The sequence below is a fragment of the Pseudomonas sp. FBCC-B1667 genome, from assembly GCF_059133255.1.
Map to the genome: position 1 here is coordinate 6,528,462 of NZ_CP101437.1, position 24,897 is coordinate 6,553,358.

Here is a 24,897-nt window from a genome sequence, read left to right on the forward strand (position 1 = left end):
ATACTTTCCTGAAGCATCTTGACCATTACTGCGTCAAAACGTCCCGGTGGTTGCCCATCTTACCTTCAGCCTTGCCAAGACAAAGCATGCCTTGGGGATTAGAATGTCCCGCATTCTCTTCTGGTGACAGCGATATGACTGATCAGCGCAAAGGCAGCGATGCCGAACCCACCACTCACTTCGGTTTCAAAAACGTTCCGGAAAGCCAAAAAGCGGAAAAAGTCGCCGAGGTTTTCCATTCGGTAGCCGCCAAGTACGACTTGATGAACGACCTCCTGTCGGGCGGCATGCACCGTTTGTGGAAGCGTTTCGCAATCGAGCTTTCGGGCGTGCGCACCGGCAATCGTGTGCTGGACATCGCCGGCGGTACGGGCGACCTGACCAAAAAATTCTCGCACCTCGTCGGCCCGACCGGCCAGGTGGTGCTGGCCGACATCAACGAATCCATGCTCAAGGTCGGTCGTGATCGCCTGCTGGACCTCGGTGTGGCCGGCAACGTTGAATTCGTTCAGGCCGACGCTGAAAAGCTGCCGTTCCCGGATAACCATTTCGACTGCGTGACCATCGCCTTCGGCCTGCGCAACGTGACGCACAAGGAAGACGCCCTGCGTTCGATGCTGCGTGTACTCAAGCCTGGCGGTCGCCTGTTGGTGCTTGAGTTCTCCAAGCCGACCAACGCGCTGATGTCCAAGGCCTACGACGCCTACTCGTTCGCCTTCATGCCACTGATGGGCAAGTTGATCACCAACGACTCGGAAAGCTATCGCTACCTGGCCGAGTCGATCCGCATGCACCCGAATCAGGAAACCCTGAAGTCGATGATGGTCGAGGCCGGTTTCGACCGCGTGACCTACCACAACATGACCGCAGGCATCGTCGCCCTGCACCGCGGCATCAAACCCTGATGTTGCTGGCCGGCCTGCTCGCCAGCGTTGAACTCGGTCTGAACCGGGTGCTGCGTCTCGACAGCACGGCGCTACCGCGCCTGGCGCATCTGAGCGGCCGGGTGATTGCCGTCGACTGCCGCAGCCCGGCGTTGCAGCTGTTCATCCTGCCCAGCGATGAAGGCCTGATGCTCGCTTCCCACTGGGAAACCGGCGCCGACTGCACCTTGCGTGCACCGGCCTCAAGCCTGTTGAGGCTGGCGATGAGCAAGGACAAGACCTCGGTCCTGCATGGCCCTGAAGTCGAACTCGACGGTGACAGCGGCGTGCTGCTGGAACTGGCGGCGATCCTTCAAGACCTGGAACTGGACTGGGAGTACGAACTCTCGCGTTGGCTGGGACCGGTCGCCACGCAACTGGTCGGCGGCCACCTGCGCAGTCGCGCCCGCTGGTATCAACAAGGGTTCGCCAGCCTGGGGCAGAACCTGGGCGAATACCTGGCTGAAGAGTCGCGCACCCTCGTTGGTCAGCGCGAAGCCGAAGCCCGTTTCAGTGAACTGGACCAGATCAAACTCGATCTGGAACGTCTCGAGGCGCGCTTCGAGCGCCTTTCCCGATCCCTCGACCCAAGCGATAACGCATGAAGCTGCTTGCCGTCCGCCGTTTGTTGCGCATCCAGCGCGTTGTGATTCGTTACCGCCTCGATGACCTGCTGTTTGCCCTGCCACTGCCGTGGTTTCTGCTGGCATTGCGTTACGCCTTGCCGTGGCGCTGGTTCCCGCGCAAGACGCTGGACCTGAGCCGTGGCGCGCGATTGCGCCTGGCATTGCAGGACCTGGGGCCGATTTTCATCAAGTTCGGGCAGATCCTCTCCACCCGCCGTGACCTGCTGCCGGAAGACATCGCCGATGAGCTGATGAAGCTGCAGGACCGCGTGCCGCCGTTCGACTCGCAAGTGTCGGTGAAGTTGATCGAAGAGCAACTCGGCAAAAAGATCAGTGAAGTCTTCAGCCGCTTCGACGTCGAACCGTTGGCGTCCGCCTCGGTGGCGCAGGTGCATGCCGCGCAGTTGAAAACCGGCGAAGAAGTGGTGGTCAAGGTGATTCGCCCGGGCCTCAAACCGATCATTGCCCAGGATCTGGCGTGGCTGTTCATTCTGGCCCGCGCCGCTGAAAAGCTCTCGGCCGATGCGCGTCTGCTGCACCCGGTGGACGTGGTCAGCGATTACGAAAAGACCATCTACGACGAACTCGACCTGCTGCGCGAAGCAGCCAACGCCAGCCAGTTGAAGCGCAACTTCGAAGGCTCGCCGCTGCTCTACGTGCCGCAAGTCTATTGGGACTGGTGCCGGCCGAAAGTGTTGGTGATGGAGCGCATCTACGGCATCCAGGTCACCGACCTGACGACGCTGGCCGACCAGCGCACGGACATGAAAATGCTCGCCGAACGCGGTGTGGAGATTTTCTTCACCCAAGTGTTCCGCGACAGCTTCTTCCACGCCGACATGCACCCCGGCAACATCTTCGTCAGCACCGTCAACCCGTGGAGCCCGCAGTACATTGCAATCGACTGCGGCATCGTCGGCAGCCTGACCCCGGAAGACCAGGACTATCTGGCCCGCAACCTGTTCGCGTTCTTCAAGCGTGATTACCGTCGTGTGGCGCAACTGCACATCGACTCAGGCTGGGTGCCGGCTGAAACCAAACTCAACGAATTCGAAGCGGCGATCCGTACCGTGTGCGAACCGATCTTCGAAAAACCGTTAAAAGATATTTCCTTCGGTCAGGTACTGATGCGCCTGTTCCAGACCGCTCGACGCTTCAACATGGAAGTGCAGCCGCAGCTCGTGCTGCTGCAAAAAACCCTGTTGAACATCGAAGGCCTGGGCCGTCAGCTATACCCGGACCTGGACTTGTGGAACACCGCGCAGCCGTTCCTTGAACGCTGGATGCGCGAGCGCGTCAGCCCCAAAGCCCTGCTCGGCAACGTGCAGAGCCAGTTCGAACAGCTGCCGCACCTGGCCAACATGGCCCGCGACCTGCTCGAACGCATGTCTCAACCTCATGCCTACGATCCACCGCCACCGTGGCACCAACGCCGGGACGACTGGTTCCTGCGACTACTCGGTACAGCCCATCTGGCCGGGGGCGCGATACTCGCTGCCGGAGGGCCTCTGAACCAACTGGCCTACTGGCCGGCAGGAATCATGATGGCCGTCGGCTTGTATCTGGTCGTTCGTCGATAGCCAGTCACGCAACTCGCTGGCACACTGTTCGGACGCTTGGGTTTGACTAATGAAGTGTTGAGCCCGCTGTCGGAGTCGAAGATGAAAAACTGGCTGGACGAGATCAAATGGGACGCTGATGGCCTCGTGCCGGCGATTGCCCAGGATCATAAGACCGGGCGCGTCCTGATGATGGCCTGGATGAACCGTGAAGCGCTGGAACTGACCGCTGCCGAGAACCGTGCCATTTACTGGTCGCGTTCCCGTGGCAAGCTGTGGCGCAAGGGCGAAGAGTCCGGTCACGTGCAAACCCTGCATGAGATGCGCCTGGACTGCGACGCGGACGTGATCATCCTGATGGTCGAGCAGATCGGCGACATCGCTTGCCATACCGGCCGCCAGAGCTGTTTCTACCGAGTCTTTGAGAACGGCGACTGGACAACGGTCGACCCGGTCCTGAAAGACCCGCACGCTATCTATTCCGCAGGACACAAACATGAGTGACACCCTGACCCGCCTGGCCGCAGTGCTGGAAGAGCGCAAAGGCGCCGCCGCCGACAGCTCGTATGTCGCCAGCCTGTACCACAAGGGCTTGAACAAGATTCTGGAAAAAGTCGGCGAAGAGTCGGTCGAAACCATCATCGCCGCCAAGGATGCCGCCATCAGCGGTGACTGCAGCGATGTGATCTACGAGACCGCCGATTTGTGGTTCCACAGCATGGTCATGCTCGCCCAACTGGGGCAGCATCCACAGGCTGTACTTGATGAACTGGACCGTCGTTTCGGTCTGTCCGGGCACGCCGAGAAAGCATCGCGCCCGTCCGCCTGAACAATTATTAGAGAGGAGCAGCAACATGGGCATTTTTGACTGGAAACACTGGATCGTCATCCTGGTTGTTGTCGTGTTGGTATTCGGCACCAAGAAACTGAAAAACCTCGGCACGGACGTTGGCGAGTCGATCAAGGGCTTCAAGAAAGCCATGAACGATGACGAAAAACCGGCCGATCCGACCGCGACCCCGGCGCAACCGGTTCCGCCGGTGCAGCCGCAGACCACCCAGTCCGTGAACCAGCCGCACACCATTGACGTGCAGGCACAAAAAGTCGAAGAGCCAATCCGCAAAGACGTGTGAGCACTGACTAATGTTTGGTATCAGCTTCTCTGAACTGCTGCTCGTCGGCCTTGTTGCCCTGCTGGTGCTGGGCCCCGAGCGCTTGCCGGGTGCTGCGCGCACCGCCGGCCTGTGGGTCGGGCGCTTGAAGCGCAGCTTCAACGCGATCAAACAGGAAGTTGAACGTGAAATTGGTGCCGACGAGATTCGTCGGCAGCTGCACAACGAGCACATTCTGTCGCTGGAGCAGGAGGCGCGGAAGATTTTCTCGCCAACCCAGCAGGAGCCGACGCCGGTGGAGCATGTGGGGGAACAGACGATTCACGCGCCTGTCGCTGCCACTGCACCAACGCCAGCGCCCGTTGTAGCAACCGAGCCATCTGCGCCCGCTGTATCAGCAACGCCGGTTGAACCGGTTGCTCCTGCCGTCGCGCCGACAGCGCCGGCCCCTCATGACCCAACATTGCCGCCGCGAGCCCCATGAGCGATCTCCCTGAAAACGACCAGCACATGCCGCTGGTTTCGCACCTCACCGAGTTGCGTACCCGCCTGCTGCGCTGTGTAGCGGCGATTTTCATCATCTTCGCCGGGTTGTTTGCCTTCACCCAGCAGATCTACACCTTCGTCTCCACGCCGCTGCGCGCGTACCTGCCCGCCGGCGCGACGATGATCGCCACCGACGTGTCGTCGCCCTTCCTGACACCGCTGAAGCTGACCATGATGGTCTCGCTGTTCCTGGCGATCCCGGTGATCCTGCATCAGATCTGGGGCTTCATCGCACCGGGCCTGTACAAGCATGAGAAGCGCATCGCGGTGCCATTGCTAATGTCCAGCATCGTGCTGTTCTACACCGGCATGGCGTTCGCCTATTACCTGGTGTTCCCGCTGATCTTCAAGTTCTTCGCCGCCGCCACCCCGGCCGGCGTGGAAATGATGACCGACATCACCAGCTACCTCGATTTCGTCATGACGCTGTTCTTCGCCTTTGGCGTGGCGTTTGAAATCCCGGTGGCCGTGGTGCTGCTGGTGTGGATCGGCGTGGTCGACGTCAAATACCTGAAAAAAATACGTCCGTACGTGGTCATTGGCTGCTTCGTGGTCGGCATGATCCTGACGCCGCCGGACATTTTCTCGCAGACGCTGTTGGCGGTTCCGATGTGGCTGCTGTTCGAGATCGGCATTCTGTTTGGCAGCCTGATCAGCAAACGTGGCGAGCATCCGGACGACCAGCCGGTGGACGATCACAACGACCAGCCGCCAGCGACCCAACCGTGAACCTGCTGCTCCTCGAAGAGGCCGATTTCATTGCGGCCGACCGGGTGATCCTGCGTGATCGCCGGTTGACGCACATGCAGGAAGTTCACCGCTGCGAAGTCGGTGACAGCATGCGTGTCGGCAGGATCGGCGGGTTGATGGGTGCGGCCGAGGTGCTGCGCCTGGACGCCGATGAAGCCGAATTGCGCGTCACCCTTGACCAACCACCCCCGAGCAAGCTGCCGTTGACCCTGGTGTTGGCCCTGCCACGTCCGAAAATGCTCCGCAGGGTGTTTCAGACCGTGGCCGCCATGGGCGTGCCGCGCGTCGTGCTGGTGAACAGCTATCGCGTCGAGAAGAGCTTCTGGCAAACCCCGTTTCTGGAACCCGAGGCGATTCGCGAACAATTGATCCTCGGCCTCGAACAGGCCCGGGACAGCGTGCTGCCAGAGATCGTTATCGAGAAGCGCTTCAAGCCTTTCGTTGAGGACCGTCTGCCGGCGATCACCGAGGGCACTCTCGGCCTGGTTGGCCATCCCGGTAATTACCCGCCCTGCCCCCGCGGCCTCGACGAACCGGTGACCCTGGCCATCGGCCCTGAAGGTGGCTGGATCCCTTACGAGATCGACCTGCTGGGCAAGTCCGGCCTGCAACCGGTGCAACTCGGCGAGCGCATCCTGCGCGTCGAGACTGCCGTCACCGCCCTGCTCGCCCGCCTGTTCTAACCTCACTCCACCTTCAGGCACAGAACCTGTGGGAAAGTCGTATTCCCGACCAACGTGTTCGCCTACAGATTCTCTTTCGCCTGCCGATACAGTTCCCACAAAACCAATCAGTGGTCCAGGGAGTTGCAGCATGTACCAATGGCTAGCCGAGAATCTGGGGAACATCAGCGTCAATCGCAAACTGGGAATCGGTTTCGGTCTGGTGCTGCTGCTTACCCTGTTGATCACCTTCACCGGCTGGACTGGGCTGAGTGACGTGACGAGCCGCGGCGACAAGCTCGGTTTCATTGCCAGCCTCAATGACCTGACCAAAGACCTGCGCCTGGCCCGCCTGGACTATGAAATGCGCCGGGGCGAACAAGGCCCGGCGGCGGTCAACGACAAGCTGGCGCAACTCGATGCCGGCTTGCAGACCGCGCGCAAACTGATTGAACAACCGGCCGACGCGGCGATGGTTGACCAGCAACTGGCCGCCGTCAGCCAGTACAAACAAGCGTTCAGCGCGATGATCCAGGCCGGCACCAACCGCGAAGATGCCCGCAGCAAACTCGGGGCCACGGCCGATAACGCTGTTGCCCGTGTCGCTGAAGTTGAAAAATCCCTGCTGCAAGGTGACAACGTCGCCCAGTTCAACAGCGTGATCGATTTGAGCAAACTGATTCAGCAGGCGCGTTTCCAGGTTCGCGGGTACACCTACAGCGCCAAACCCGAAGCCGAACAGCCTGCGCTGGACGCCATTGACAACGCCCTGAAAAACCTCGAAAGCCTGACGTCCAAACTGCCGGAAGAGCACGCCACCAACCTGCAACAGGCCAGCGACTCGCTCAAGGCTTACCGTGCCGCTGTCAGCCAATACCGTGACTCCCAGGTTGCCAGCGCCGCCGCACTCGTGCGCATGGCCGCGCAAGGCGACATCCTGCTCGACGTCAGCAAGAAACTCACCGTGTCACAAACCATCGTCCGCGATACCGATGCGGCTCACGCCAAGAACATGCTGCTGATGGCCACCGCCCTGGCCTTGGCTTTTGGCATGGTCGCGGCCTGGGCGATCACTCGCCAGATCGTCATCCCGCTGAACCAGACCCTGAAAGTCGCCGAACGCGTGGCCGCCGGCGACCTGACTCACAACCTGACCTCCAAGCGCCGCGACGAACTCGGCCAGCTCCAGCGTGCCATGCAGAGCATGACCCTGGGCCTGCGGGAATTGATCGGCGGCATCAGCGACGGGGTCACGCAGATCGCCAGCGCCGCCGAAGAGTTATCGGCGGTCACCGAGCAAACCAGCGCCGGGGTCAACAGCCAAAAAGTCGAGACCGATCAGGTAGCGACCGCAATGAACGAAATGACCGCCACCGTGCAAGAAGTCGCACGTAATGCCGAAGAAGCCTCAGAAGCCGCCGTCGCCGCCGATCAACAAGCGCGTGAGGGTGACAAAGTGGTCGGTGAAGCCATCGCCCAGATCGAGCGCCTGGCCCTCGAAGTCGGCAATTCCACCGCGGCAATGGGCGATCTGAAACGCGAAAGCGACAAGATCGGCAGCGTGCTCGATGTGATCAAATCCGTGGCCCAGCAAACTAACCTGCTGGCCCTCAACGCCGCCATCGAAGCTGCCCGAGCCGGTGAAGCCGGACGGGGTTTTGCAGTGGTGGCCGATGAAGTTCGCAGCCTCGCGCAGCGCACCCAGAAGTCCACCGAAGAAATCGAAGAGCTGATTGTCGGTTTGCAAAATGGCACCCAGCAAGTCGCCACGATCATGGACAACAGCCGCTTTCTGACCGACAGCAGCGTCGAATTGACCCGCCGCGCCGGCGGCTCACTGGAAAGCATCACCCACACCGTGTCGGCGATTCAGTCGATGAACCAGCAGATCGCCGCCGCTGCCGAACAGCAAACGGCGGTGGCCGAGGAGATCAACCGCAGCGTGCTCAACGTGCGTGATGTGTCCGAGCAGACCTCGGCAGCGAGTGAAGAAACAGCGGCGTCCAGCATTGAGCTGGCGCGGCTGGGGACGCATCTGCAGATGCTGGTGGGCAGGTTCAAGGTTTGAACAGCCGCATGATCGTTCCCACGTTTAGCGCGGGAACGATCGACTAGAGGACCTGACGCAAAAAGGCCTGCGCCCGCGGGTCCTTCGGCGCATCGAAGAACTCAGCCGGCGAAGCGTCTTCCAGCAATTTGCCGTGATCGAAAAACAACACCCGATCCGCCACTTCCCGCGCAAAGCCCATTTCATGGGTGACGCAAACCATGGTCATGCCTTCCACGGCCAGGGTTTTCATCACATCCAGCACTTCGCCAACCATTTCAGGGTCGAGCGCCGAGGTCGGCTCATCGAACAGCATGACCTTGGGCTCCATGGCCAACGCCCGGGCAATCGCCACACGCTGTTGCTGGCCTCCGGACAGCCGTGATGGAAACTCGTTGGCCTTCTGTGCAATACCGACCTTTTCCAGCAATGCCAAGGCTTTGGCCTCGCGCTCCTTCTTGCCACGCTTGCGCACGACTTTCTGCGCCAGGCAGAGGTTTTCCAACACGGTCATGTGCGGGAACAGGTTGAAGTGCTGAAACACCATGCCGACTTCGCGGCGGTAGGCGTTGACGTCGGTTTTCGGGTCGGCCAGTTGCAGGCCGTCAATGCTCACCGAACCCGAGTCGAATGCTTCCAGGCCATTGAGGCAACGCAGGAAGGTCGACTTGCCGGAGCCGGACGGACCGATCACCACCAGCACTTCACCCTTGGCCACTTGCGTGGTGACGTTATCCACCGCGCGAACCACCTGGCCACGGGTGTCGAAGACTTTTACCAGATCGCGAACTTCAATCACTTTGCGCGAGCCTCCGCTCAAGCCGGCTGGCGATTTTCGACAGCGGCAGGTTGATCAACAGGTACAACCCGGCCACACAGAACAGGATTTCGAACGGCGAGAACGAGGTGGTAATGACTTCGCGACCGCTTTTCAGCAGCTCAGTAATCGCGATCACCGAAACCAGCGACGTGTCCTTGACCAGGCTGATGAATTGTCCGGCCAAGGGCGGCAGCACCCGCTTCAAGGCTTGCGGCATCACCACGTGCCGCATCGACTGGCCAGCACTCAAACCCAACGAACGCGCGGCCTCGTTCTGGCCGCGAGCGATGGACTGCACGCCGGAACGGATGATTTCCGCGACGTAGGCGCCAGTGAACAGCGACAGCGCAGCGATCCCGGCGAATTCCCGGGACAGGTTCATCACGGTGCCGATGAAGAAGTAGAAAATGAAGATCTGTACCAGCAGCGGCGTACCGCGGACGAGTTCGACGTAGATCGTCGAGAGATCACGCAGGGTCGGGTTGTGCGACAGCCGGCACAGGCCGGTGACGAGGCCGATCAACAGGCCGAGTACACCGGACACTACGGACAGCCATAAAGTGGTCCACAGGCCCCAAAGCAGCGGGCCGGCAGCCCAATGGCGAGTCACGCCGATCACATCGCCTTCGGCCACATCATCGCCTTGGGCGACTTGCAGGCTGTTGTCGTCGACGGTCACGCGTTGCTCATCACCCGAGTCGTTGCGCAGGGTGACTTCGGCTTTATCGCCCTTGTGCACCAGTTCGCTGACGGTGGAAATGTCGTCGGCGCGCTGGGATTCTTCGGCGTGGTAGGCGAAGTATTGCGGCACGCGGTTCCAGCGCCATTCGTAGGACATCAGCGAGGTGGCGTAATACAGCGCGCCGGCCAAGCCAATCAGCACCAGCACGGTTAAAACGTGCCAGGGCCATTGGGATTTTTTTTGTTTCATTGAGTTTGAAGGTTCCGAATTCTGTGTCGCCAGGGAGGGCCTCATCGCGAGCAAGCTCGCTCCCACATTGGAATGCGTATTCCTGTGGGAGCGGGCTTGCTCGCGAATGGCGCGACTCGGTCTGTCTGACCGAGCCTTATTCCATGTCTTTCTGCCAAGCGGTGTCTTTGAACCACTTGTCATGGATGCGATCGTAGGTGCCGTCTTCGTGGATCTGGTGCAGGAAGTTGTTGATGAAGTTGAGGCTGTCGTAGTCACCCTTCTTCAGACCGAAGGCCAGCGGTTCGTAGGTGAACGGCTGGTCGAGGAACACCAATTTGCCCGCGCCAACCTTGTTCACCGCCACCACGTTGTACGGCGCATCGTAGATAAAGGCATCAGCCTTGCCATTGACCACGTCCAGAACGGCTTCCTGTTCATTGTCATAGCCGTGGTACTTGGCTTTGGAGATCAGCTTCTTGGCGACCATCTCGCCAGTGGTGCCCAGCTTGGAGGTGATGCGGTACTCGTCGGTGTTCAGGTCTTTATAGGACTTGATGGTGCCTTCCAGTTCCTTGCGGATCAGCAGGGTCTGGCCGACGACGATGAACGGTTCACTGAAGTTCAGGCGCAGGTTGCGCTCCTGAGTCAGGGTCATGCCGCTGCCGATCATGTCGAATTTGTCGGTCATCAGGGCCGGGATGATGCCGTCGTAGCCGGTGGACACCAGCTCCAGCTTGACCCCCATGGCTTTGGACATGGCTTTGAGGATGTCGACTTCGAAACCGATGATTTCGCCGCGCTTGTTGGTCATCTCGAATGGCATGTAGGTCGGATCCATGCCGACTTTCAACGTGCCGCGCTTGACCGCGTCATCGATGGCACCCGCCTGCGCCGCGCTGACGGCCACCAATGCCGTGACGCCGACCAGCAGCATCGAGAGATACTTGTTCATCATCATGTCCCCAAAACCATTGCGGTGTGAGGCGCGCAAAAACGGCGGTTTCCCTCAGGAAACTCACCCATACGGACAAAAATTATCCGGGCGCACCAATTCGGGGACGGATCCTAAACTACTCGCCCGTTTGCACAAGGTCTTAAGCAGGATTTGTTGCCTGACACTGCGCAAAAAAAACCCCGCTTTCGCGGGGTGTTTTATTACGCCAACTGAGGTTGTGCGCTCAGCGGCTTGAGCGGCAGCAACGGCGCGTGGGGATCGGCTTGCACCGATTGACGCCAGGCTTGCAGCCATTCAGGGTGCCCCTCACTCCAGATCTGCTCATGCAGACGACCCAATGCCACCGGGTCACTCAGCAATTGCACACGCTCATTGTTGTTCAGGCCTTCAGGCCCGACTTTCAAGGCGTGACGAACCCGCTCAACCCGCAACCACTCGATGGGCTCGGCCTGACCGTGACGCGAGGTCGCCAGCGAGCACGCCAGGGCGTTTTGCTGCGGATCGACCACCGACCGGACGAAGCCGTCGTTCAGTGCGTGATAACGGTTTTCGTGGGTGTACTGATCTGTGGCCAGCAGCGCCTGCGGCGGATTGTATTCCTCAGGGATCAGGAACAGGCTTTCGTCACGAGACTTCAGGCCCAGACCGACACGGCTGGAAATCACCGACACCGGGATCGACAGCATCAACGAACCGACGATTGGCACCAGCCACCAGAGAAAGCTCGGATTCAGCCAGATCACCAGCAAGGCCCAGAAGAAGCCCAGCAAGGTTTGCGGACCGTGGCGCTTGACCGCTTCGCTCCATGGCGTGGAGTCGTCGTCACGTTGCGGCGAGTTCCATGTCGCGGCCCAGCCGAGGAACGCAGCCAGTACGAAACGGGTGTGGAATATCATCCGCACCGGCGCCAGCAGCATGGAGAACAGCATCTCCAGCAGCATCGACATCGTCACCTTGAACTTGCCGCCGAACTCCTTCGCGCCCTTGGCCCAGATCAGGATGATGCTCAACAGCTTCGGCAGGAACAACAGCACGACGGTCGTGGAGAACAGCGCGACAGCCTTGTCGGGATGCCATTGCGGCCACAGCGGATACAGCTGTCGCGGTTCCATGAAGTATTGCGGTTCCATCAGCGTGTTGACCGCCAGCAGCGCCGTCGACAGCACGAGGAAGAAGAACCACAACGGCGCCGACAGGTAAGACATCACGCCGGTCAGGAACACCGCACGGTGAACCGGGTGCATACCCTTGACCAGGAACAGGCGGAAGTTCATCAGGTTACCGTGGCACCAGCGACGGTCACGCTTGAGTTCGTCCAACAGGTTCGGCGGCAGTTCTTCGTAGCTGCCCGGCAAATCGTAGGCAATCCACACGCCCCAGCCGGCACGGCGCATCAGCGCTGCTTCAACGAAGTCGTGGGAAAGAATCGCACCGGCGAAAGCACCTTTACCGGGCAACGGCGCCAGCGCGCAATGCTCGATGAACGGCTTCATGCGGATGATCGCGTTGTGGCCCCAGTAGTGGGATTCACCCAACTGCCAGAAGTGCAGACCGGCGGTAAACAATGGACCGTACACACGCGTTGCAAACTGCTGCATGCGTGCATAAAGGGTGTCCATGCCCGACGCACGCGGCGCGGTCTGGATGATCCCGGCGTCCGGCGTGGCTTCCATCAAGCGCACCAGGCTGGTCAGACATTCGCCGGTCATGACGGAGTCTGCGTCGAGCACGACCATGTACTTGTAGTCACCCCCCCAACGACGGCAGAAGTCGTCGAGGTTACCGCTTTTACGTTTCACGCGACGGCGACGGCGGCGATAGAAAATCTTGCCAAAGCCACCGGCTTCACGGCAGACGTCCAGCCAGGCTTGCTGCTCGGCCACGCAAATGTCGGCATCGTTACTGTCGCTGAGGACGAAGAAGTCGAAGCGATCCAGGTCACCCGTGGCCGCCACCGATTCAAATGTCGCCCGCAGACCGGCAAATACACGCGGCACATCTTCGTTGCAGATCGGCATCACCAGTGCGGTGCGCGCGTCCTTCGGAATCGGTTCATTACCGGCACTTTTACCGGAGATGCGGTATTTATCGTGGCCGGTGAGTAATTCAAGGAAGCCCATCAGCGCGGTCCAGAAACCGGCCGACACCCAGCAGAACAGAATCCCGAACAGAATCAGGATGCTGGTTTGCAAGGCATAAGGCAGCACTTGCGTGGCAGTTTGCAGCAGCGGTTGATGCAGCACTTCGTTGAGATCGACGAACGACCAGCCCTGATACGGCATGATGCCTTTCATGTACCAGCCGGCGACGATCGTCTGCCCTAGCATCAATAGAAGCAGGATGTAGCGACGTATCGAACCGACGGTGCGCCAGCGAGCCGCTGGCAACACGCGTTCATCTTTCGGCGGCGCCGGCGGATTGGTACGACCGGTCAGACGACGCCAGCCTCGCACCAGAATGTTGGTGCGCCACGGCTCCGGCACGACTTTGGTCCGACGGATCGGAGGGGTCGCCTTGAGGCAAACCCGACCGCTGGCGTCGACTGCGAGCATTTCCGCGTCTTCCAGTTCTTGCGCGGTGTTCAGGGTCAAGCGACGGCCTACCGAGGCTTGGGCAGCCTCGGCAGGAGCGTCGAACGTCGAAGATGACAGACGCTGGTGCAATTCGCTGAAGGACTGGCAGCCCGCAAGTTCCGCGCGCTGCTGGTCAGTCATCGGTAAATGCGCCAGATACTCGGCAAGCGTCTCTGGCTGTACTTGAGAATTACTCATCGGCAGGCAACTGGTAGCTCCAGGTCTCGGTCAGGACTTCTTCAGTCGGTGCCGATTCCGGTGTGGCTGGGGCCGCGTCGGCAGCCACTGGCTGCTTGGCGTCTTTATTAGCCTTGTCCTTGGCGTCTGCAACCGGCTTGGCATCGGCCTGCTTGGCCTCAGCTTGCTTGGCTTCCTTGTCGGTTTTTTCCTGTTGCTTGGCGGCAACCTTGTCGGCTTTGGCGACAGACGAATTCGACGCGGGAATCGAGGTCTTGGCCAGGTCTGCCGGCACGATGTTCTGCACCAGTGCCGCACGCATTTCAGTGGCTTTGCCCGCGTCCTTGATCTTCATGCGCAGCGTCAGGCGCCAGCCCTTGGTTTCAGGGTTGTAACGCACGCTGTTCTCGACCAGTTCGGCGTTGTCGCCCACGCTGACCTGGCTGCGAATGTCTGCATCGGGTGGCAATGCCGCCAGGGACGGGCCTTCGAAGTCCACCAGATAAGCAACGCTGCCGTCCGGCTGACGAATCAGGTTGGACTGCTTGACGTCACCGGTGGAACGCAGGGTCTGTTTGACCCAGGCACTGTCAGGTGCGTGAATCGCGGATTCATCCATGGTCCAGTGCATGCGATAGGCAACATCGAGCGGCTGGCCAGGCTCTGGCAATTTTTCCGGGTTCCAGAAAGCAACGATATTATCGTTGGTTTCGTCGGCAGTCGGAATCTCGACCAGATCCACGGTACCTTTGCCCCAGTCACCCTTCGGCTCGATCCAGGCGCTTGGGCGCTTGTCGTAACGGTCGTCGAGGTCTTCGTAGTGGCTGAAATCACGGCCACGTTGCAGCAGACCAAAACCACGCGGGTTCTCGACCGAGAAGTTGCTCACCGACAGGTGTTTCGGGTTGTTCAATGGACGCCAGATCCACTCGCCGTTGCCGGCATGGATCGCCAGGCCGCTGGAATCGTGCAGTTCACGACGGTAGTTCAGCACTTTCGAAGGCTGGTTGGCGCCGAACAGATACATGCTGGTCAATGGAGCGATACCCAGCTTGCCGACCTTGTCGCGCAGGAACATCTGCGCCTTGACGTCGACAATGGTGTCGCTGCCCGGACGCAGGGTCAGGCGATAGGCACCGGTTGCACGTGGCGAATCCAGCAGCGCGAAAATCACCAGATGCTTGTCACCCGGCTTTGGCTGTTGAATCCAGAACTCGGTGAAACGCGGGAACTCTTCGCCGGATGGCAACGCGGTGTCAATGGCCATGCCCCGTGCGGACAAACCATAGACGTGCCCCTTGCCGACAACGCGGAAGTAGCTGGCGCCGAGCATGGTCATGATTTCGTCTTGCTTGTCCGCCTTGTTGATCGGGTACAGCACCCGGAAACCGGCATAACCCAGTTGTTCGGTGGCTTTAGGATCGAACTTCACATCGCCGAAATCGAAACGACTTGGGTCGTATTTGATCTCTTCGACGGAGTTAGCCGTGATTTCGTTGATTTTCACCGGTGTATCGAAATGCATACCCTGGTGATAGAACGAAAGCTTGAATGGGGTCTTCTGGTCGGCCCATTCGGCTTTTTCGGTCAGGAAACGAATTTTCTGATAGTCCGCGAATTTCATCTCGCGGAACTCGTTCGGCAGGTTACTGCGCGGAGCTTCGTATTTTTGTGCGGCCAGCTCTTTTGCCTTGACCGACACATCCTCCAGATTGAATGCCCACAGTTGGCCGGCGCTGAACAGGCACAGCAGCGCAGAACCCGCCACCAGAGCGCTTCGGAACCGTTTGGCAGTCAATTTTGGTGCATTACAGGGACTAACAATCACGAGCAACCCTCGCCGAAAACAGATCAAAAAACCAACGGCCAGTTGAAGGGTGTGCACGGTAAACGGCATGAAAAAACCGACCTTGCAAACCACTCTTGCCAAGTTGGCGAGCATTGTTCCGACTCCGATGGGGCTAAATGATTCCCCAAACGGTCCAGGACAAGTCTCTACCTAAGTCAAAATGGACCAACGAACGCCGATCCCCGTAGCGCGCGATTATCTAGCAGGCCGCGTTACAACGCATCAGGCGCAACAAAGTATTTCTCGCGAAAAATGCCTGTTTTCAGTCGAAAAGCCCTTAAAAAGTTGTTTCAAGCGCTTTCAGGTCTGTAACAGGAAGGTTACCGGGCCATCGTTGACCAGGTGCACCTGCATATCCGCGCCGAATCTACCTGATGCCACAGTGCCATGCACCTGTTTCGCTTTGCCTAATAGATAGTCGAAAAGCTCCTCACCCAACGCGGGAGGGGCCGCGGTCGAAAAACTCGGACGCAGCCCGCTTTTAGTGTCAGCAGCCAGGGTGAACTGTGAGACCAGCAGCAACCCGCCACCGACATCCGCCAAGGACATATTCATCTTGCCCTCGGCGTCGCTGAATACCCGATAGTTAAGCAGCTTATTCAGAAGTTTGTCGGCGCTGGCCCGAGTATCCACAGGCTCGACGGCGACCAGTACCAACAACCCTTGGTCGATCGCCCCCACCACTTCCCCCGCGACCTCGACTCGCGCACCCCGTACGCGTTGCAACAGGCCCTTCATGCTTCTTCGGGTGGCAGGTCGAGCAAGCGGCGCGCCATCTGACCAGCGGCCCGAACCAGCGCGTCAGTAATACCCGGTTCGGCGGCGGCATGACCGGCGTCACGGATGATCTGCAACTCACTGTTCGGCCAGTTCTGGTGCAATTCCCAGGCGTTATCCAGCGGGCAAATCACATCGTAGCGGCCGTGGATGATCACACCGGGCAAATGGGCAATCTTGCCCATGTCACGGATGAGCTGGTTGGGTTCAAGGAAAGCATTGTTAGTGAAGTAGTGACATTCGATGCGCGCAATCGACAGCGCCCGCTGAGGTTCCGAGAAGCGATCGACCACCAGGGGGTTCGGACGCAACGTCGCGGTCCGGCCTTCCCACGTGGACCAGGCCTTGGCCGCATGCATCTGGGCAATCTGGTCGTTGCCGATCAGGCGCTTGTGGAAAGCGCTGAGCAAGTCGCCGCGCTCGTCCAGCGGGATTGGCGCAATGTAATCCTGCCAGTAATCAGGGAACAGACGGCTGGCGCCCGCCTGGTAAAACCACTCGATTTCTTGCGGACGGCAGAGAAAGATCCCGCGCAGGATCAAACCGTGAACACGCTCCGGGTGGGTTTGTGCGTAGGCCAGCGCCAGGGTCGAACCCCAGGAGCCGCCGAACAGCACCCATTTATCGATGCCCAGATGCTGGCGAATCCGCTCCAGGTCGGCGACCAGATCCCAGGTGGTGTTGTTTTCGAGGCTGGCGTGAGGGGTGGAGCGACCGCAACCACGCTGGTCAAAGGTGACGATGCGATACAGGTTTGGATCGAAATACCGCCGGCTCTGGGCATCACACCCGGCGCCGGGACCGCCGTGGATGAATACCACCGGCAACCCTTCCGGTGAACCGCTTTCGTCGACGTAGAGCGTATGGGTGTCATCGACGGCCAGATCGTGCCGGGCGTGGGGTTTGATCTGCGGGTACAAAGTCTGCATTGCGCGCTCCGTAAGGGGTCGAGGTCATCCCTGTGGGGACTTCTATTATTCTGCCGTCCGGCATCATAAACCCGAATTACATCAATGAGCATGCCCTTGCTGCTTCAGAGTCTGTCAGCCAAAAACCCGAGGAGGGTTTCATACAGTGCATCGACCTCGGCGACCTGGCCGCGCGCGCGCAAACAGCCGTGAACCAGACCTTCGCCGTAATACAACGTGGTGTCCACGCCGGCGGCTTCCAGTTGTTCGGCGTAGCGCACGCCGTCATCACGCAGCGGGTCGAATTGCGCGACGGCAATCAATGCCGGCGGCAGTCCTCCGAAATATCCGGCGAGTAACGGCATGGCGTAGGCTCCTGGCTGTCGGCTGCCGCGCAAGTACAAGGCGTGGTAGCAATCGACATCGCTGCTGCTGAGTAACGGCGCGTCGATGCATTCACTGCGCGATGACGATTGCTGATCGCCGCCCAGGCCCGGATAGATCAGGACCTGTGCAGCAGGCAGTGGTTCGTGGGCATCGCGCAGCGCCAGGCACACTGCCGCGGCCAGATTACCGCCGGCACTGTCCCCCATCACCAGCGTCCGCTCGGGATCAAGCCGAAACGGCCCGGTGCGCAACGCGCGCCAGACCTTGAGGCAATCATCGAAACCCGCCGGAAACGGATGCTCCGGCGCCAGACGGTAATCGACGGCAATCACCAACACACCGAGTGTCGAGGCCAGCTCGGCGCAGATGAAGTCGTGGGAATCCAGATCCCCCACCACCCATCCGCCGCCGTGCAGATACACAATGCACGGGCACGCATCCGTCGATGGCGAGGCGTGTGACTGGTAAGACCTGACGGCCACACCGGCCAAATCGAAATCGACAACATAGAGCCCTTCAGGACGTGGCGGCGTGAACGCCCGGCACATCTGGCTGTAGGCCAGGCGCAAACCGGCGAGGCTGGTGTCGGTGCTGTTGAAGCTGACGGTTTTCTCGACGAAAGCCGTCATCTGTTCGGAAAGCGGGTAGGAAGTCATGAGCCTGGTGCCAGTCCGTTCAGATAGGTGTGGAGTGCAACCCTAGGGAGTCAGCCTGCAGTCAGTTTTTCAGGCTGGCCTGTACGGTTGCGACACCATCCTTGCCATCAAAACTGGACACGCCCGCCAACCACCGTTGCAAATCCTCCGGGTGATCACGCAACCATTGCCTGGCCACGTCCTGCGCCGTTTTGCGCTCCATGATCGGCACCATCAACTGACTTTCCTGAGACGCGGTAAACGTCAGGTTTTCCAGCAGGCGATTCACATTCGGGCAACGCTGGGCGTAGTCCGGCGCGGTGACGGTGGAAACGGTGGCCGCGCCTTCGTTCGGCCCGTACACATCTTCACTGCCGGTCAGATACGCGATCTTCAGGTTGATGTTCATCGGGTGCGGCGTCCAGCCGACGAACACCACGAACTCCTTGCGATTCACCGCGCGTTGCACGGCGGCGAGCATGCCGGCTTCACCAGACTCGATCAGTTTGAAATCCTTCAAGCCAAAGTGGTTGGTCTCGATCATGGTTTTGATCGTGGTATTGGCGCCGCTGCCCGGTTCGATCCCATAGATCTTGCCACCGAGCTGGTCCTTGAATCTGGCGATATCGGCGAAGGTTTTCAATCCTGCGGCGGCCACATAATCGGGCACCGCAAGCGTCGCTTGAGCATCGGCCAGGCTCGGCCTATCCATGACTTTCACTTGGTTGGCGGCCACGAACGGCGCGATATTTTTGTCCATCGCCGGTTTCCAGTAACCGAGGAAAATGTCGAGGCGCTTGTCGCGGATGCCGGCGAAGATGATTTGCTGCACGGCGCTGGTTTGCTTGCTTTCGTAGCCGAGGCCATTGAGCAGCACATCGGCCATGCCGCTGGTGGCGATGACGTCGGTCCAGTTGACCACGCCCATGCGCACGGCCTTGCAGGAAGCATCGTCACTGGCCAGGACGCTGGTGCTCAGGAGCGCTGTGCCGCAGAGGATCGAGAGACAGCGGGTGAACAGTCTTTTCATCGGGAGAGTCTCGCGCGGCAGATTATTGTGAGGGCCGGTGTCTTCGTGCACCGTGTCCTGCACATTACGCAGCAGCGAGAGGGTAAAAGTGAACTGTGGCGACCGAGATTTGCACGGTGGCGACTGTGGTCGAGATGATCACTCACCTGTGGGAGCGAGCTTGCTCCGGGCGGCGCTCCGACGATGAGGGCATAACATTCAACATCTCTGTTGTCGGTCAGTCCGCTATCGCGAGCAAGCTCGCTCCCACAGGGTCATTCGTCTGGGTTTAACGTTTGTGGTGTTTCTCGCCCCAGGCCAACAAGCCTTGCAACAATTCCTTGAGCACCACTTGTGTCGGCTCGGCCAGATCCGGGCGATAGCGGAATGGTTCGAACTCTTCCATGTACGTGCACTGGCCCAGTTCCAGTTGCACCGCGTGGATGTTCGCGGCTGGATTGCCGTAATGCCGGGTGATGTGGCCGCCCTTGAAGCGCCCGTTCAGCACATGGCTGTAATCGGCGTGCCTGGCGCAAATCGCTTCCAGTTGAGTGGCCAACTGCGGATCGCAACTGGCGCCATTGAAGGTGCCAAGGTTGAAATCCGGCAGTTTGCCGTCGAACAGGTGCGGGATGATCGAGCGGATCGAATGCGCATCGAACAGTAACGCATAACCGAACTCGGCTTTCAGTCGCGCCAGTTCGTTCTGCAAAGTCGTGTGATACGGCGTCCAGATCTGCTCCAGATAGGTCGCGCGATCTTCTTTCGACGGTTCCAGCCCTTCGCGGAACAATGGAATGCCATCGAACAGCGTCGCCGGATACAGGCCCGTGGTCGCGCCGACATACAAAGGCTTGTCGTCGGATGGCCGGTTCAGGTCGATCACGAATCGCGAATACTCGGCCGCCAACGTGCTCGCGCCCAACTCGGCGGCAAACTCGTAAAGCTGCGGAATGTGCCAGTCGGTGTCCGGCAGGCTGCGGGCGTCGGGGATCAACCCGGCTTCGACCGCCGGGGTCAGGCGCACGCCGGCATGGGGCATGCTGATCAGCAGCGGTACGCGGCCTTGTTTGAAGTTCAGAACCTTATCCACAACTGCTCTCCTAAACGCTTGTCTCGACGCCGTGACGCACGACGCGTTTTTCCAGGTCACCGCCCAGCCAGTACGACAGGTCGGCCGGACGATCAATTTGCCAGGCGACAAAATCGGCGACCTTGCCGGTCTCCAGTGAACCGTGGGTGTCGGCCATGCCCAGCGCGGTGGCGGCATGAATCGTTGCACCGGCCAGGGCTTCTTCCGGGGTCATGCGGAAACAGGTGCACGCCATGTTCAGCATCAAACGCAACGACAGCGCCGGCGAGGTGCCGGGGTTGAGGTCACTGGCAATGGCGATTTTCACCCGGTGTTTGCGCAGGGCTTCCATTGGCGGCAACTGGGTTTCGCGCAGGAAGTAGAACGCGCCCGGCAGTAGCACCGCGACGGTGCCGGACTGGGCCATGGCGATGGCGTCGTCCTCGGTCATGAACTCCAGGTGATCGGCCGACAGTGCGTGATAACGCGCCGCCAGGCTCGAACCGTGCAGCGACGATAGTTGTTCTGCGTGCAGCTTCACCGGCAGACCGAGTTCCTGTGCGGTGATGAACACACGCTCGACCTGCGCCGGCGAGAACGCCAGGTATTCGCAGAACGCATCCACCGCATCCACCAGCCCTTCGGCTGCCAGGGCCGGGAGCATTTCGGCGCAGATGTGGTCGATGTAGTCGTCGGCGCGATCCGCGTATTCCGGCGGCAAGGCGTGGGCGGCCAGGCAGGTACTGCGCACGCTGACCGGCAATTCTGCACCGAGACGACGGATAACCCGAAGGATCTTGCGTTCGCTGGCCAGGTCGAGGCCGTAGCCGGACTTCATCTCGACCGTGGTCACGCCATCGCGCAGCAGACTTTTCAGACGTTTGGCGGCGCTGGCGAACAGTTCGTCTTCAGTGGCCGCGCGGGTGGCGCGCACGGTGCTGGCAATGCCACCACCGGCCGCGGCAATTTGCGCATAGCTGACACCTTGCAGACGCTGTTCAAATTCGCCGCTGCGGTTACCGCCGAACACCGTGTGGGTGTGGCAGTCGATCAGGCCCGGCGTGACCCAGGCCCCTTTCAAATCGTTGACGGCAGGGTATTCACCCGCCGGCAGCTCAGTGCGTGGGCCAATCCACTCAATGCGCGCACCGGACGTCACGATGGCCGCATCCTCGATGATCGAGTAGACGCCTTGCGCCATGGTTGCGACGTGGCAGTGTTGCCAGAGAGTTTTCATCCCGAATTCCTCGTCTTGTTCAAAATCGATTCGCGATCAGGCTCGCTCCCCACAGGAGATTGCGTACTCCCTGTGGGAGCGAGCCTGCTCGCGAAGGGCCTTACAGGCTAGGCAGCAACTTCACCGAGAGCAGCTCATTCAGGCAACGGGTCGCCAACAACTCAGTCGCGGCATTGATGTCCGGTGCAAAGAAGCGGTCTTTCTCATAGAACGGCACTTCTTTGCGCAAGATGGCGCGGGCCTTTTCCAGCTTCGCCGAAGTTTTCAGGCCATTGCGCAAGTCCAGGCCCTGAGCCGCTGCCAGCCATTCCACCGCCAGGACACCGCGGGTGTTTTCCGCCATTTCCCACAGACGCTTGCCCGCCGCCGGAGCCATGGACACGTGGTCTTCCTGATTCGCCGAGGTCGGCAGGCTGTCCACCGAATGCGGATGCGCCAGGGCCTTGTTCTCGCTGGCGAGTGCCGCCGCAGTCACTTGGGCGATCATGAAGCCGGAGTTCACGCCGCCATTGGCCACCAGGAACGGCGGCAGTTGCGACATGTGTTTGTCCATCATCAGCGAGATGCGGCGTTCGCTCAGGGAGCCGATTTCCGCGATGGCCAGCGCCATGTTGTCGGCAGCCATGGCCACCGGTTCGGCGTGGAAGTTACCGCCGGAAATCACGTCACCTTCAGCCGCGAACACCAGCGGGTTATCCGACACGGCATTGGCTTCGATGGCAAGCACTTCGGCGGCCTGGCGGAACTGGGTCAGGCAGGCGCCCATGACTTGGGGCTGGCAACGCAGGGAGTACGGGTCCTGGACCTTCTCGCAGTTTTCGTGCGAGTCGGACACTTCACTGCGCTCGCCCAGCAGATCGCGGTAAGCGGCAGCGGCGTCGATCTGGCCCTTCTGGCCACGCGCTGCATGGATACGCGCATCGAACGGCGAGCGCGAGCCCAATACCGCTTCAACGGTCAATGCCCCCAGCGCGACAGCGCCAGCGAACAGGTCTTCACCTTCGAACAGACCGCGCAAGGCGTAAGCAGTCGACACCTGAGTGCCGTTCAACAGCGCCAGGCCTTCTTTCGCGGCGAGGGTCAGCGGGGTCAGACCGGCGATTTTCAGCGCTTCGGTGGCTTCCATCCATTCGCCCTTGTAGCGCGCCTTGCCTTCGCCCAGCAGCACCAGCGACATGTGCGCCAACGGCGCCAAATCCCCCGAAGCACCGACCGAACCTTTCAATGGGATGTGCGGGTACACCTCAGCGTTGATCAGGGCGATCAGCGCATCGATGACCACGCGGCGAATCCCGGAAAAACCACGGCTCAGGCTGTTGACCTTGAGCACCATGACCAGCCGTACCAACGCGTCGCTGATGGGCTCGCCGACACCGGCGGCGTGCGACAGCACCAGCGAGCGCTGGAGGTTTTCCAGGTCTTCGCTGGCGATGCGGGTCGAAGCCAGCAGGCCGAAACCGGTGTTAATGCCGTAAGCGGTGCGGTTCTCGGCGAGGATCTGTTCCACGCAGGCCACGCTGGCTTCGATCTGGGCCGAGGCGCTGTGATCGAGGGTCAGTTTCACCGGCTGCTGATAGATATCACGCAGTTGGGCAAGGCTCAGTTGGCCGGGAATCAGGTTTAGCGCAGTCATTTTTATGCTCCTTTTGAGAGTTTTTTAAATTAACTACCAGACGCTCCGGAGATATCCGTTGTCCGTCGCTTCCCTCGTTTTGAGAGGGCTGGCGCCTTGGCACGCTGGTGTTGTGTGAGATCAGTTCAGATTCGGTAAAGCGTTGTGCAGCAAAATCGGGTCTTTCAAAACGCCCGCAGCAGCGGCGATGTCCGGTGCCAGCCAGCGATCCTGATCGTAGGCCGGAACGCGCTCACGCAGCAGACGCCACGCCGTATCGGTGCCGGCGCCGAAGCGTTGTTCTTTGAGAAACTCAAACGCCTGCGCCGCCAGCAGGTACTCGATGGCGAGGATCTGCGTGCAGTTTTCCAACGCGCGGTGCAGCTTCAGCGCGGCGTTGGTGCCCATGCTCAGGTGATCTTCCTGCAGACCTGAAGTCACGTAGTTGTCGAGCACGGCCGGTTGCGCCAATTGACGGTTTTCCGCGCACAGCGAGGCGGCGACGTATTGCACGATCATCATCCCGGAATTCACCCCGGGATTGGCCACCAGAAATGCTGGCAGACCGCTGACATGGGGGTTGATCAAACGGTCCAGGCGACGCTCGGCGATGGAGCCGATTTCGGCCATGGCAATCGCCAGCAAATCCGCCGCCATTGCGACCGATTGGCCGTGCGGGTTGGCCTGGGACATGACACGGAAGTTGTCCGGCGTCCCCAGTAGCAGCGGGTTATCGGTGCAGCCGTTGAGCTCGGTTTCGATCTGTCTGGTCGCGTGCGCAAGCTGATCACGCGCGGCACCGTGTACCTGCGGGATCGAGCGGATGCTCAGCGCATCCTGGGTGCGAATGCCTTTGCTGCTGGCGATCACTTCACTGCCATCAAGCAGCGCTCGCAGGTTGATACCGACTTGCTGCATGCCCGGATGCGGCTTGAGCGCGATGATCTCGGCATCGAATGCGGCGATCTGCCCACGCTGGGCCTCGAAGCTCATGGCGCTGATGACGTCTGCCCATTGCAGCAGGCGCGTAACGTCGGCAATGGCCAGGCAGCTGAGCCCGCTCATGCACGGTGTGCCGTTGACCAGGCACAAACCGTCCTTGGCGCCAAGCTTGACCGGCTGAAGGCCTTCTTCGGCCAGGGCTTGCTGCGCCGAAACGATTTGCCCGCGATAGCTGACGTTGCCGACACCCAGCAAGGCAATGCCGATGTGCGCCATGTGGGTCAGGTAGCCGACGGAACCCTGGGACGGCACTTGTGGGGTGAGGCCACGATTGAGCAATGCCAGCAGAGCTTCGACCACTTGGCGGTGCAGGCCGGATTTGCCGTGGCTGTAGTTGACGACGGCAGCGCACATGATGGCGCGGGTTTGCTCGTCGGCCAATGGCGCGCCCACGCCGCAGGCATGGCTGAGCAAGGTGTTGCGCGACAGTTGGCTGAGTTGTTCGTCTTTGAGCGAGATGTTGCACAACGCGCCGAGGCCGGTATTCACGCCATAGGCGCGCTCGCCGCTGGCGACAATGCGCTGGACGATTGCCTGGGCGTTTTCGATACGTGCCCAAGCCTGCGCCGACAGCTCAAGCTGTGCGCCGTGACGGGCTACGGCGACCACATCCTGCCAACGCAACGGGGCGTCAGCGATAACGATTTTTTCAGCCTGGGACATCATTAACCTCGTGCCTGCAACTTGAATATTGATGCAGCCCTACCGGCCTCATCGCGAGCAAGCTCGCTCCCACAGTGGATCTC

23 protein-coding genes and 1 pseudogene are annotated in these 24,897 nt (G+C 60.3%); 11 read left to right on the forward strand and 13 right to left on the reverse strand.

The features are described 5' to 3' along the window. Positions 1 to 134 precede the first annotated feature (134 nt). The 11 genes and pseudogenes from ubiE to NL116_RS30145 all read left to right on the forward strand — a co-directional run bounded on the left by ubiE (position 135) and on the right by NL116_RS30145 (position 8,246). Complete coding sequence (gene ubiE, locus NL116_RS30095; protein ID WP_007948968.1) at positions 135 to 905, forward strand: bifunctional demethylmenaquinone methyltransferase/2-methoxy-6-polyprenyl-1,4-benzoquinol methylase UbiE; 771 nt, start codon at positions 135 to 137, stop codon at positions 903 to 905. Continuing rightward, entirely contained in the window at positions 905 to 1,528 is a 624-nt protein-coding gene (locus NL116_RS30100; protein WP_494375223.1) for a ubiquinone biosynthesis accessory factor UbiJ, read from the forward strand. Before ubiE ends, NL116_RS30100 begins: the two co-directional genes overlap by 1 nt. Next, positions 1,525 to 3,129: a ubiquinone biosynthesis regulatory protein kinase UbiB gene (gene ubiB / locus NL116_RS30105; RefSeq protein WP_494375224.1), complete on the forward strand. Its 1,605-nt coding sequence runs from the start codon at positions 1,525 to 1,527 to the stop codon at positions 3,127 to 3,129. The genes NL116_RS30100 and ubiB overlap by 4 nt, the downstream gene beginning before the upstream one ends. Before the next feature lie 81 nt (positions 3,130 to 3,210). Further along, on the forward strand, positions 3,211 to 3,612 hold the full coding sequence (gene hisI, locus NL116_RS30110; RefSeq protein ID WP_046816940.1) for a phosphoribosyl-AMP cyclohydrolase: 402 nt from the start codon (positions 3,211 to 3,213) through the stop codon (positions 3,610 to 3,612). Further along, positions 3,605 to 3,937: a phosphoribosyl-ATP diphosphatase gene (locus tag NL116_RS30115; RefSeq protein WP_027922119.1), complete on the forward strand. Its 333-nt coding sequence runs from the start codon at positions 3,605 to 3,607 to the stop codon at positions 3,935 to 3,937. Before hisI ends, NL116_RS30115 begins: the two co-directional genes overlap by 8 nt. Positions 3,938 to 3,962: 25 nt before the next feature. Further along, entirely contained in the window at positions 3,963 to 4,241 is a 279-nt protein-coding gene (locus NL116_RS30120) for a twin-arginine translocase TatA/TatE family subunit (RefSeq protein WP_494375225.1), read from the forward strand. Between the two features lie 10 nt (positions 4,242 to 4,251). After that, a complete protein-coding gene (gene tatB, locus NL116_RS30125) occupies positions 4,252 to 4,704 on the forward strand; it encodes a Sec-independent protein translocase protein TatB (RefSeq protein ID WP_494375226.1) in 453 nt (150 codons plus the stop codon). After that, the gene (gene tatC / locus NL116_RS30130) at positions 4,701 to 5,495 is read left to right on the forward strand and encodes a twin-arginine translocase subunit TatC (RefSeq protein ID WP_027922121.1); all 795 of its coding nucleotides are present in this window, start codon (positions 4,701 to 4,703) and stop codon (positions 5,493 to 5,495) included. Before tatB ends, tatC begins: the two co-directional genes overlap by 4 nt. Further along, entirely contained in the window at positions 5,492 to 6,199 is a 708-nt protein-coding gene (locus NL116_RS30135) for a 16S rRNA (uracil(1498)-N(3))-methyltransferase (protein ID WP_494375227.1), read from the forward strand. Before tatC ends, NL116_RS30135 begins: the two co-directional genes overlap by 4 nt. Before the next feature lie 130 nt (positions 6,200 to 6,329). Then, positions 6,330 to 7,340 (forward strand): annotated as a pseudogene (locus NL116_RS30140) (methyl-accepting chemotaxis protein); the annotation flags it as partial. Between the two features lie 201 nt (positions 7,341 to 7,541). Then, a complete protein-coding gene (locus NL116_RS30145; RefSeq protein WP_494378158.1) occupies positions 7,542 to 8,246 on the forward strand; it encodes a methyl-accepting chemotaxis protein in 705 nt (234 codons plus the stop codon). A gap of 43 nt (positions 8,247 to 8,289) precedes the next feature. On the opposite strand, the gene NL116_RS30150 is transcribed toward NL116_RS30145, so the two are convergent. From NL116_RS30150 to NL116_RS30210, 13 genes are all read right to left on the reverse strand, one after another. Further along, positions 8,290 to 9,024, reverse strand: a complete 735-nt coding sequence (locus NL116_RS30150) for an amino acid ABC transporter ATP-binding protein (RefSeq protein ID WP_140668167.1) — start codon at positions 9,022 to 9,024, stop codon at positions 8,290 to 8,292. Further along, positions 9,017 to 9,976 (reverse strand): amino acid ABC transporter permease, encoded by a 960-nt coding sequence (locus NL116_RS30155; protein WP_494375228.1) that lies wholly within the window; start codon positions 9,974 to 9,976, stop codon positions 9,017 to 9,019. Before NL116_RS30155 ends, NL116_RS30150 begins: the two co-directional genes overlap by 8 nt. Before the next feature lie 136 nt (positions 9,977 to 10,112). Beyond that, a complete protein-coding gene (locus tag NL116_RS30160; RefSeq protein ID WP_494375229.1) occupies positions 10,113 to 10,910 on the reverse strand; it encodes a transporter substrate-binding domain-containing protein in 798 nt (265 codons plus the stop codon). Between the two features lie 203 nt (positions 10,911 to 11,113). Continuing rightward, positions 11,114 to 13,684: a glucans biosynthesis glucosyltransferase MdoH gene (gene mdoH / locus NL116_RS30165; protein ID WP_494375230.1), complete on the reverse strand. Its 2,571-nt coding sequence runs from the start codon at positions 13,682 to 13,684 to the stop codon at positions 11,114 to 11,116. Further along, the gene (locus NL116_RS30170; protein ID WP_494375231.1) at positions 13,677 to 15,491 is read right to left on the reverse strand and encodes a glucan biosynthesis protein G; all 1,815 of its coding nucleotides are present in this window, start codon (positions 15,489 to 15,491) and stop codon (positions 13,677 to 13,679) included. The genes mdoH and NL116_RS30170 overlap by 8 nt, the downstream gene beginning before the upstream one ends. Before the next feature lie 321 nt (positions 15,492 to 15,812). Next, positions 15,813 to 16,250 (reverse strand): D-aminoacyl-tRNA deacylase, encoded by a 438-nt coding sequence (dtd, locus tag NL116_RS30175; RefSeq protein ID WP_494375232.1) that lies wholly within the window; start codon positions 16,248 to 16,250, stop codon positions 15,813 to 15,815. Next, a complete protein-coding gene (gene pip / locus NL116_RS30180; protein ID WP_494375233.1) occupies positions 16,247 to 17,218 on the reverse strand; it encodes a prolyl aminopeptidase in 972 nt (323 codons plus the stop codon). The genes dtd and pip overlap by 4 nt, the downstream gene beginning before the upstream one ends. 104 nt (positions 17,219 to 17,322) lie before the next feature. Next, positions 17,323 to 18,240 (reverse strand): alpha/beta hydrolase, encoded by a 918-nt coding sequence (locus NL116_RS30185; protein ID WP_494375234.1) that lies wholly within the window; start codon positions 18,238 to 18,240, stop codon positions 17,323 to 17,325. A gap of 61 nt (positions 18,241 to 18,301) precedes the next feature. Further along, positions 18,302 to 19,249, reverse strand: a complete 948-nt coding sequence (locus NL116_RS30190) for a choline ABC transporter substrate-binding protein (RefSeq protein WP_494375235.1) — start codon at positions 19,247 to 19,249, stop codon at positions 18,302 to 18,304. A gap of 268 nt (positions 19,250 to 19,517) precedes the next feature. Next, complete coding sequence (gene hutG, locus NL116_RS30195) at positions 19,518 to 20,321, reverse strand: N-formylglutamate deformylase (RefSeq protein WP_494375236.1); 804 nt, start codon at positions 20,319 to 20,321, stop codon at positions 19,518 to 19,520. Between the two features lie 10 nt (positions 20,322 to 20,331). Further along, the gene (gene hutI, locus NL116_RS30200; RefSeq protein ID WP_494375237.1) at positions 20,332 to 21,537 is read right to left on the reverse strand and encodes an imidazolonepropionase; all 1,206 of its coding nucleotides are present in this window, start codon (positions 21,535 to 21,537) and stop codon (positions 20,332 to 20,334) included. A 100-nt stretch (positions 21,538 to 21,637) separates the two neighbouring features. Further along, positions 21,638 to 23,170: a histidine ammonia-lyase gene (gene hutH, locus NL116_RS30205; protein ID WP_494375238.1), complete on the reverse strand. Its 1,533-nt coding sequence runs from the start codon at positions 23,168 to 23,170 to the stop codon at positions 21,638 to 21,640. A gap of 120 nt (positions 23,171 to 23,290) precedes the next feature. After that, entirely contained in the window at positions 23,291 to 24,814 is a 1,524-nt protein-coding gene (locus NL116_RS30210; RefSeq protein ID WP_494375239.1) for an HAL/PAL/TAL family ammonia-lyase, read from the reverse strand. Between the last annotated feature and the right edge of the window lie 83 nt (positions 24,815 to 24,897).

Excerpts from the sequence above, each read along its gene's own strand:
- tatC (WP_027922121.1), top strand. The coding sequence starts at position 4,701 with ATGAGCGATCTCCCTGAAAACGACCAGCACATGCCGCTGGTTTCGCAC.
- ubiB (WP_494375224.1), top strand. The coding sequence starts at position 1,525 with ATGAAGCTGCTTGCCGTCCGCCGTTTGTTGCGCATCCAGCGCGTTGTG.
- NL116_RS30155 (WP_494375228.1), bottom strand. The coding sequence starts at position 9,976 with ATGAAACAAAAAAAATCCCAATGGCCCTGGCACGTTTTAACCGTGCTG.
- mdoH (WP_494375230.1), bottom strand. The coding sequence starts at position 13,684 with ATGAGTAATTCTCAAGTACAGCCAGAGACGCTTGCCGAGTATCTGGCG.
- dtd (WP_494375232.1), bottom strand. The coding sequence starts at position 16,250 with ATGAAGGGCCTGTTGCAACGCGTACGGGGTGCGCGAGTCGAGGTCGCG.
- hutI (WP_494375237.1), bottom strand. The coding sequence starts at position 21,537 with ATGAAAACTCTCTGGCAACACTGCCACGTCGCAACCATGGCGCAAGGC.
- NL116_RS30115 (WP_027922119.1), top strand. The coding sequence starts at position 3,605 with ATGAGTGACACCCTGACCCGCCTGGCCGCAGTGCTGGAAGAGCGCAAA.
- NL116_RS30210 (WP_494375239.1), bottom strand. The coding sequence starts at position 24,814 with ATGTCCCAGGCTGAAAAAATCGTTATCGCTGACGCCCCGTTGCGTTGG.
- hutH (WP_494375238.1), bottom strand. The coding sequence starts at position 23,170 with ATGACTGCGCTAAACCTGATTCCCGGCCAACTGAGCCTTGCCCAACTG.
- tatB (WP_494375226.1), top strand. The coding sequence starts at position 4,252 with ATGTTTGGTATCAGCTTCTCTGAACTGCTGCTCGTCGGCCTTGTTGCC.
- NL116_RS30160 (WP_494375229.1), bottom strand. The coding sequence starts at position 10,910 with ATGAACAAGTATCTCTCGATGCTGCTGGTCGGCGTCACGGCATTGGTG.
- ubiE (WP_007948968.1), top strand. The coding sequence starts at position 135 with ATGACTGATCAGCGCAAAGGCAGCGATGCCGAACCCACCACTCACTTC.
- NL116_RS30185 (WP_494375234.1), bottom strand. The coding sequence starts at position 18,240 with ATGACTTCCTACCCGCTTTCCGAACAGATGACGGCTTTCGTCGAGAAA.
- NL116_RS30190 (WP_494375235.1), bottom strand. The coding sequence starts at position 19,249 with ATGAAAAGACTGTTCACCCGCTGTCTCTCGATCCTCTGCGGCACAGCG.
- pip (WP_494375233.1), bottom strand. The coding sequence starts at position 17,218 with ATGCAGACTTTGTACCCGCAGATCAAACCCCACGCCCGGCACGATCTG.
- NL116_RS30145 (WP_494378158.1), top strand. The coding sequence starts at position 7,542 with ATGACCGCCACCGTGCAAGAAGTCGCACGTAATGCCGAAGAAGCCTCA.
- NL116_RS30120 (WP_494375225.1), top strand. The coding sequence starts at position 3,963 with ATGGGCATTTTTGACTGGAAACACTGGATCGTCATCCTGGTTGTTGTC.
- NL116_RS30100 (WP_494375223.1), top strand. The coding sequence starts at position 905 with ATGTTGCTGGCCGGCCTGCTCGCCAGCGTTGAACTCGGTCTGAACCGG.
- hisI (WP_046816940.1), top strand. The coding sequence starts at position 3,211 with ATGAAAAACTGGCTGGACGAGATCAAATGGGACGCTGATGGCCTCGTG.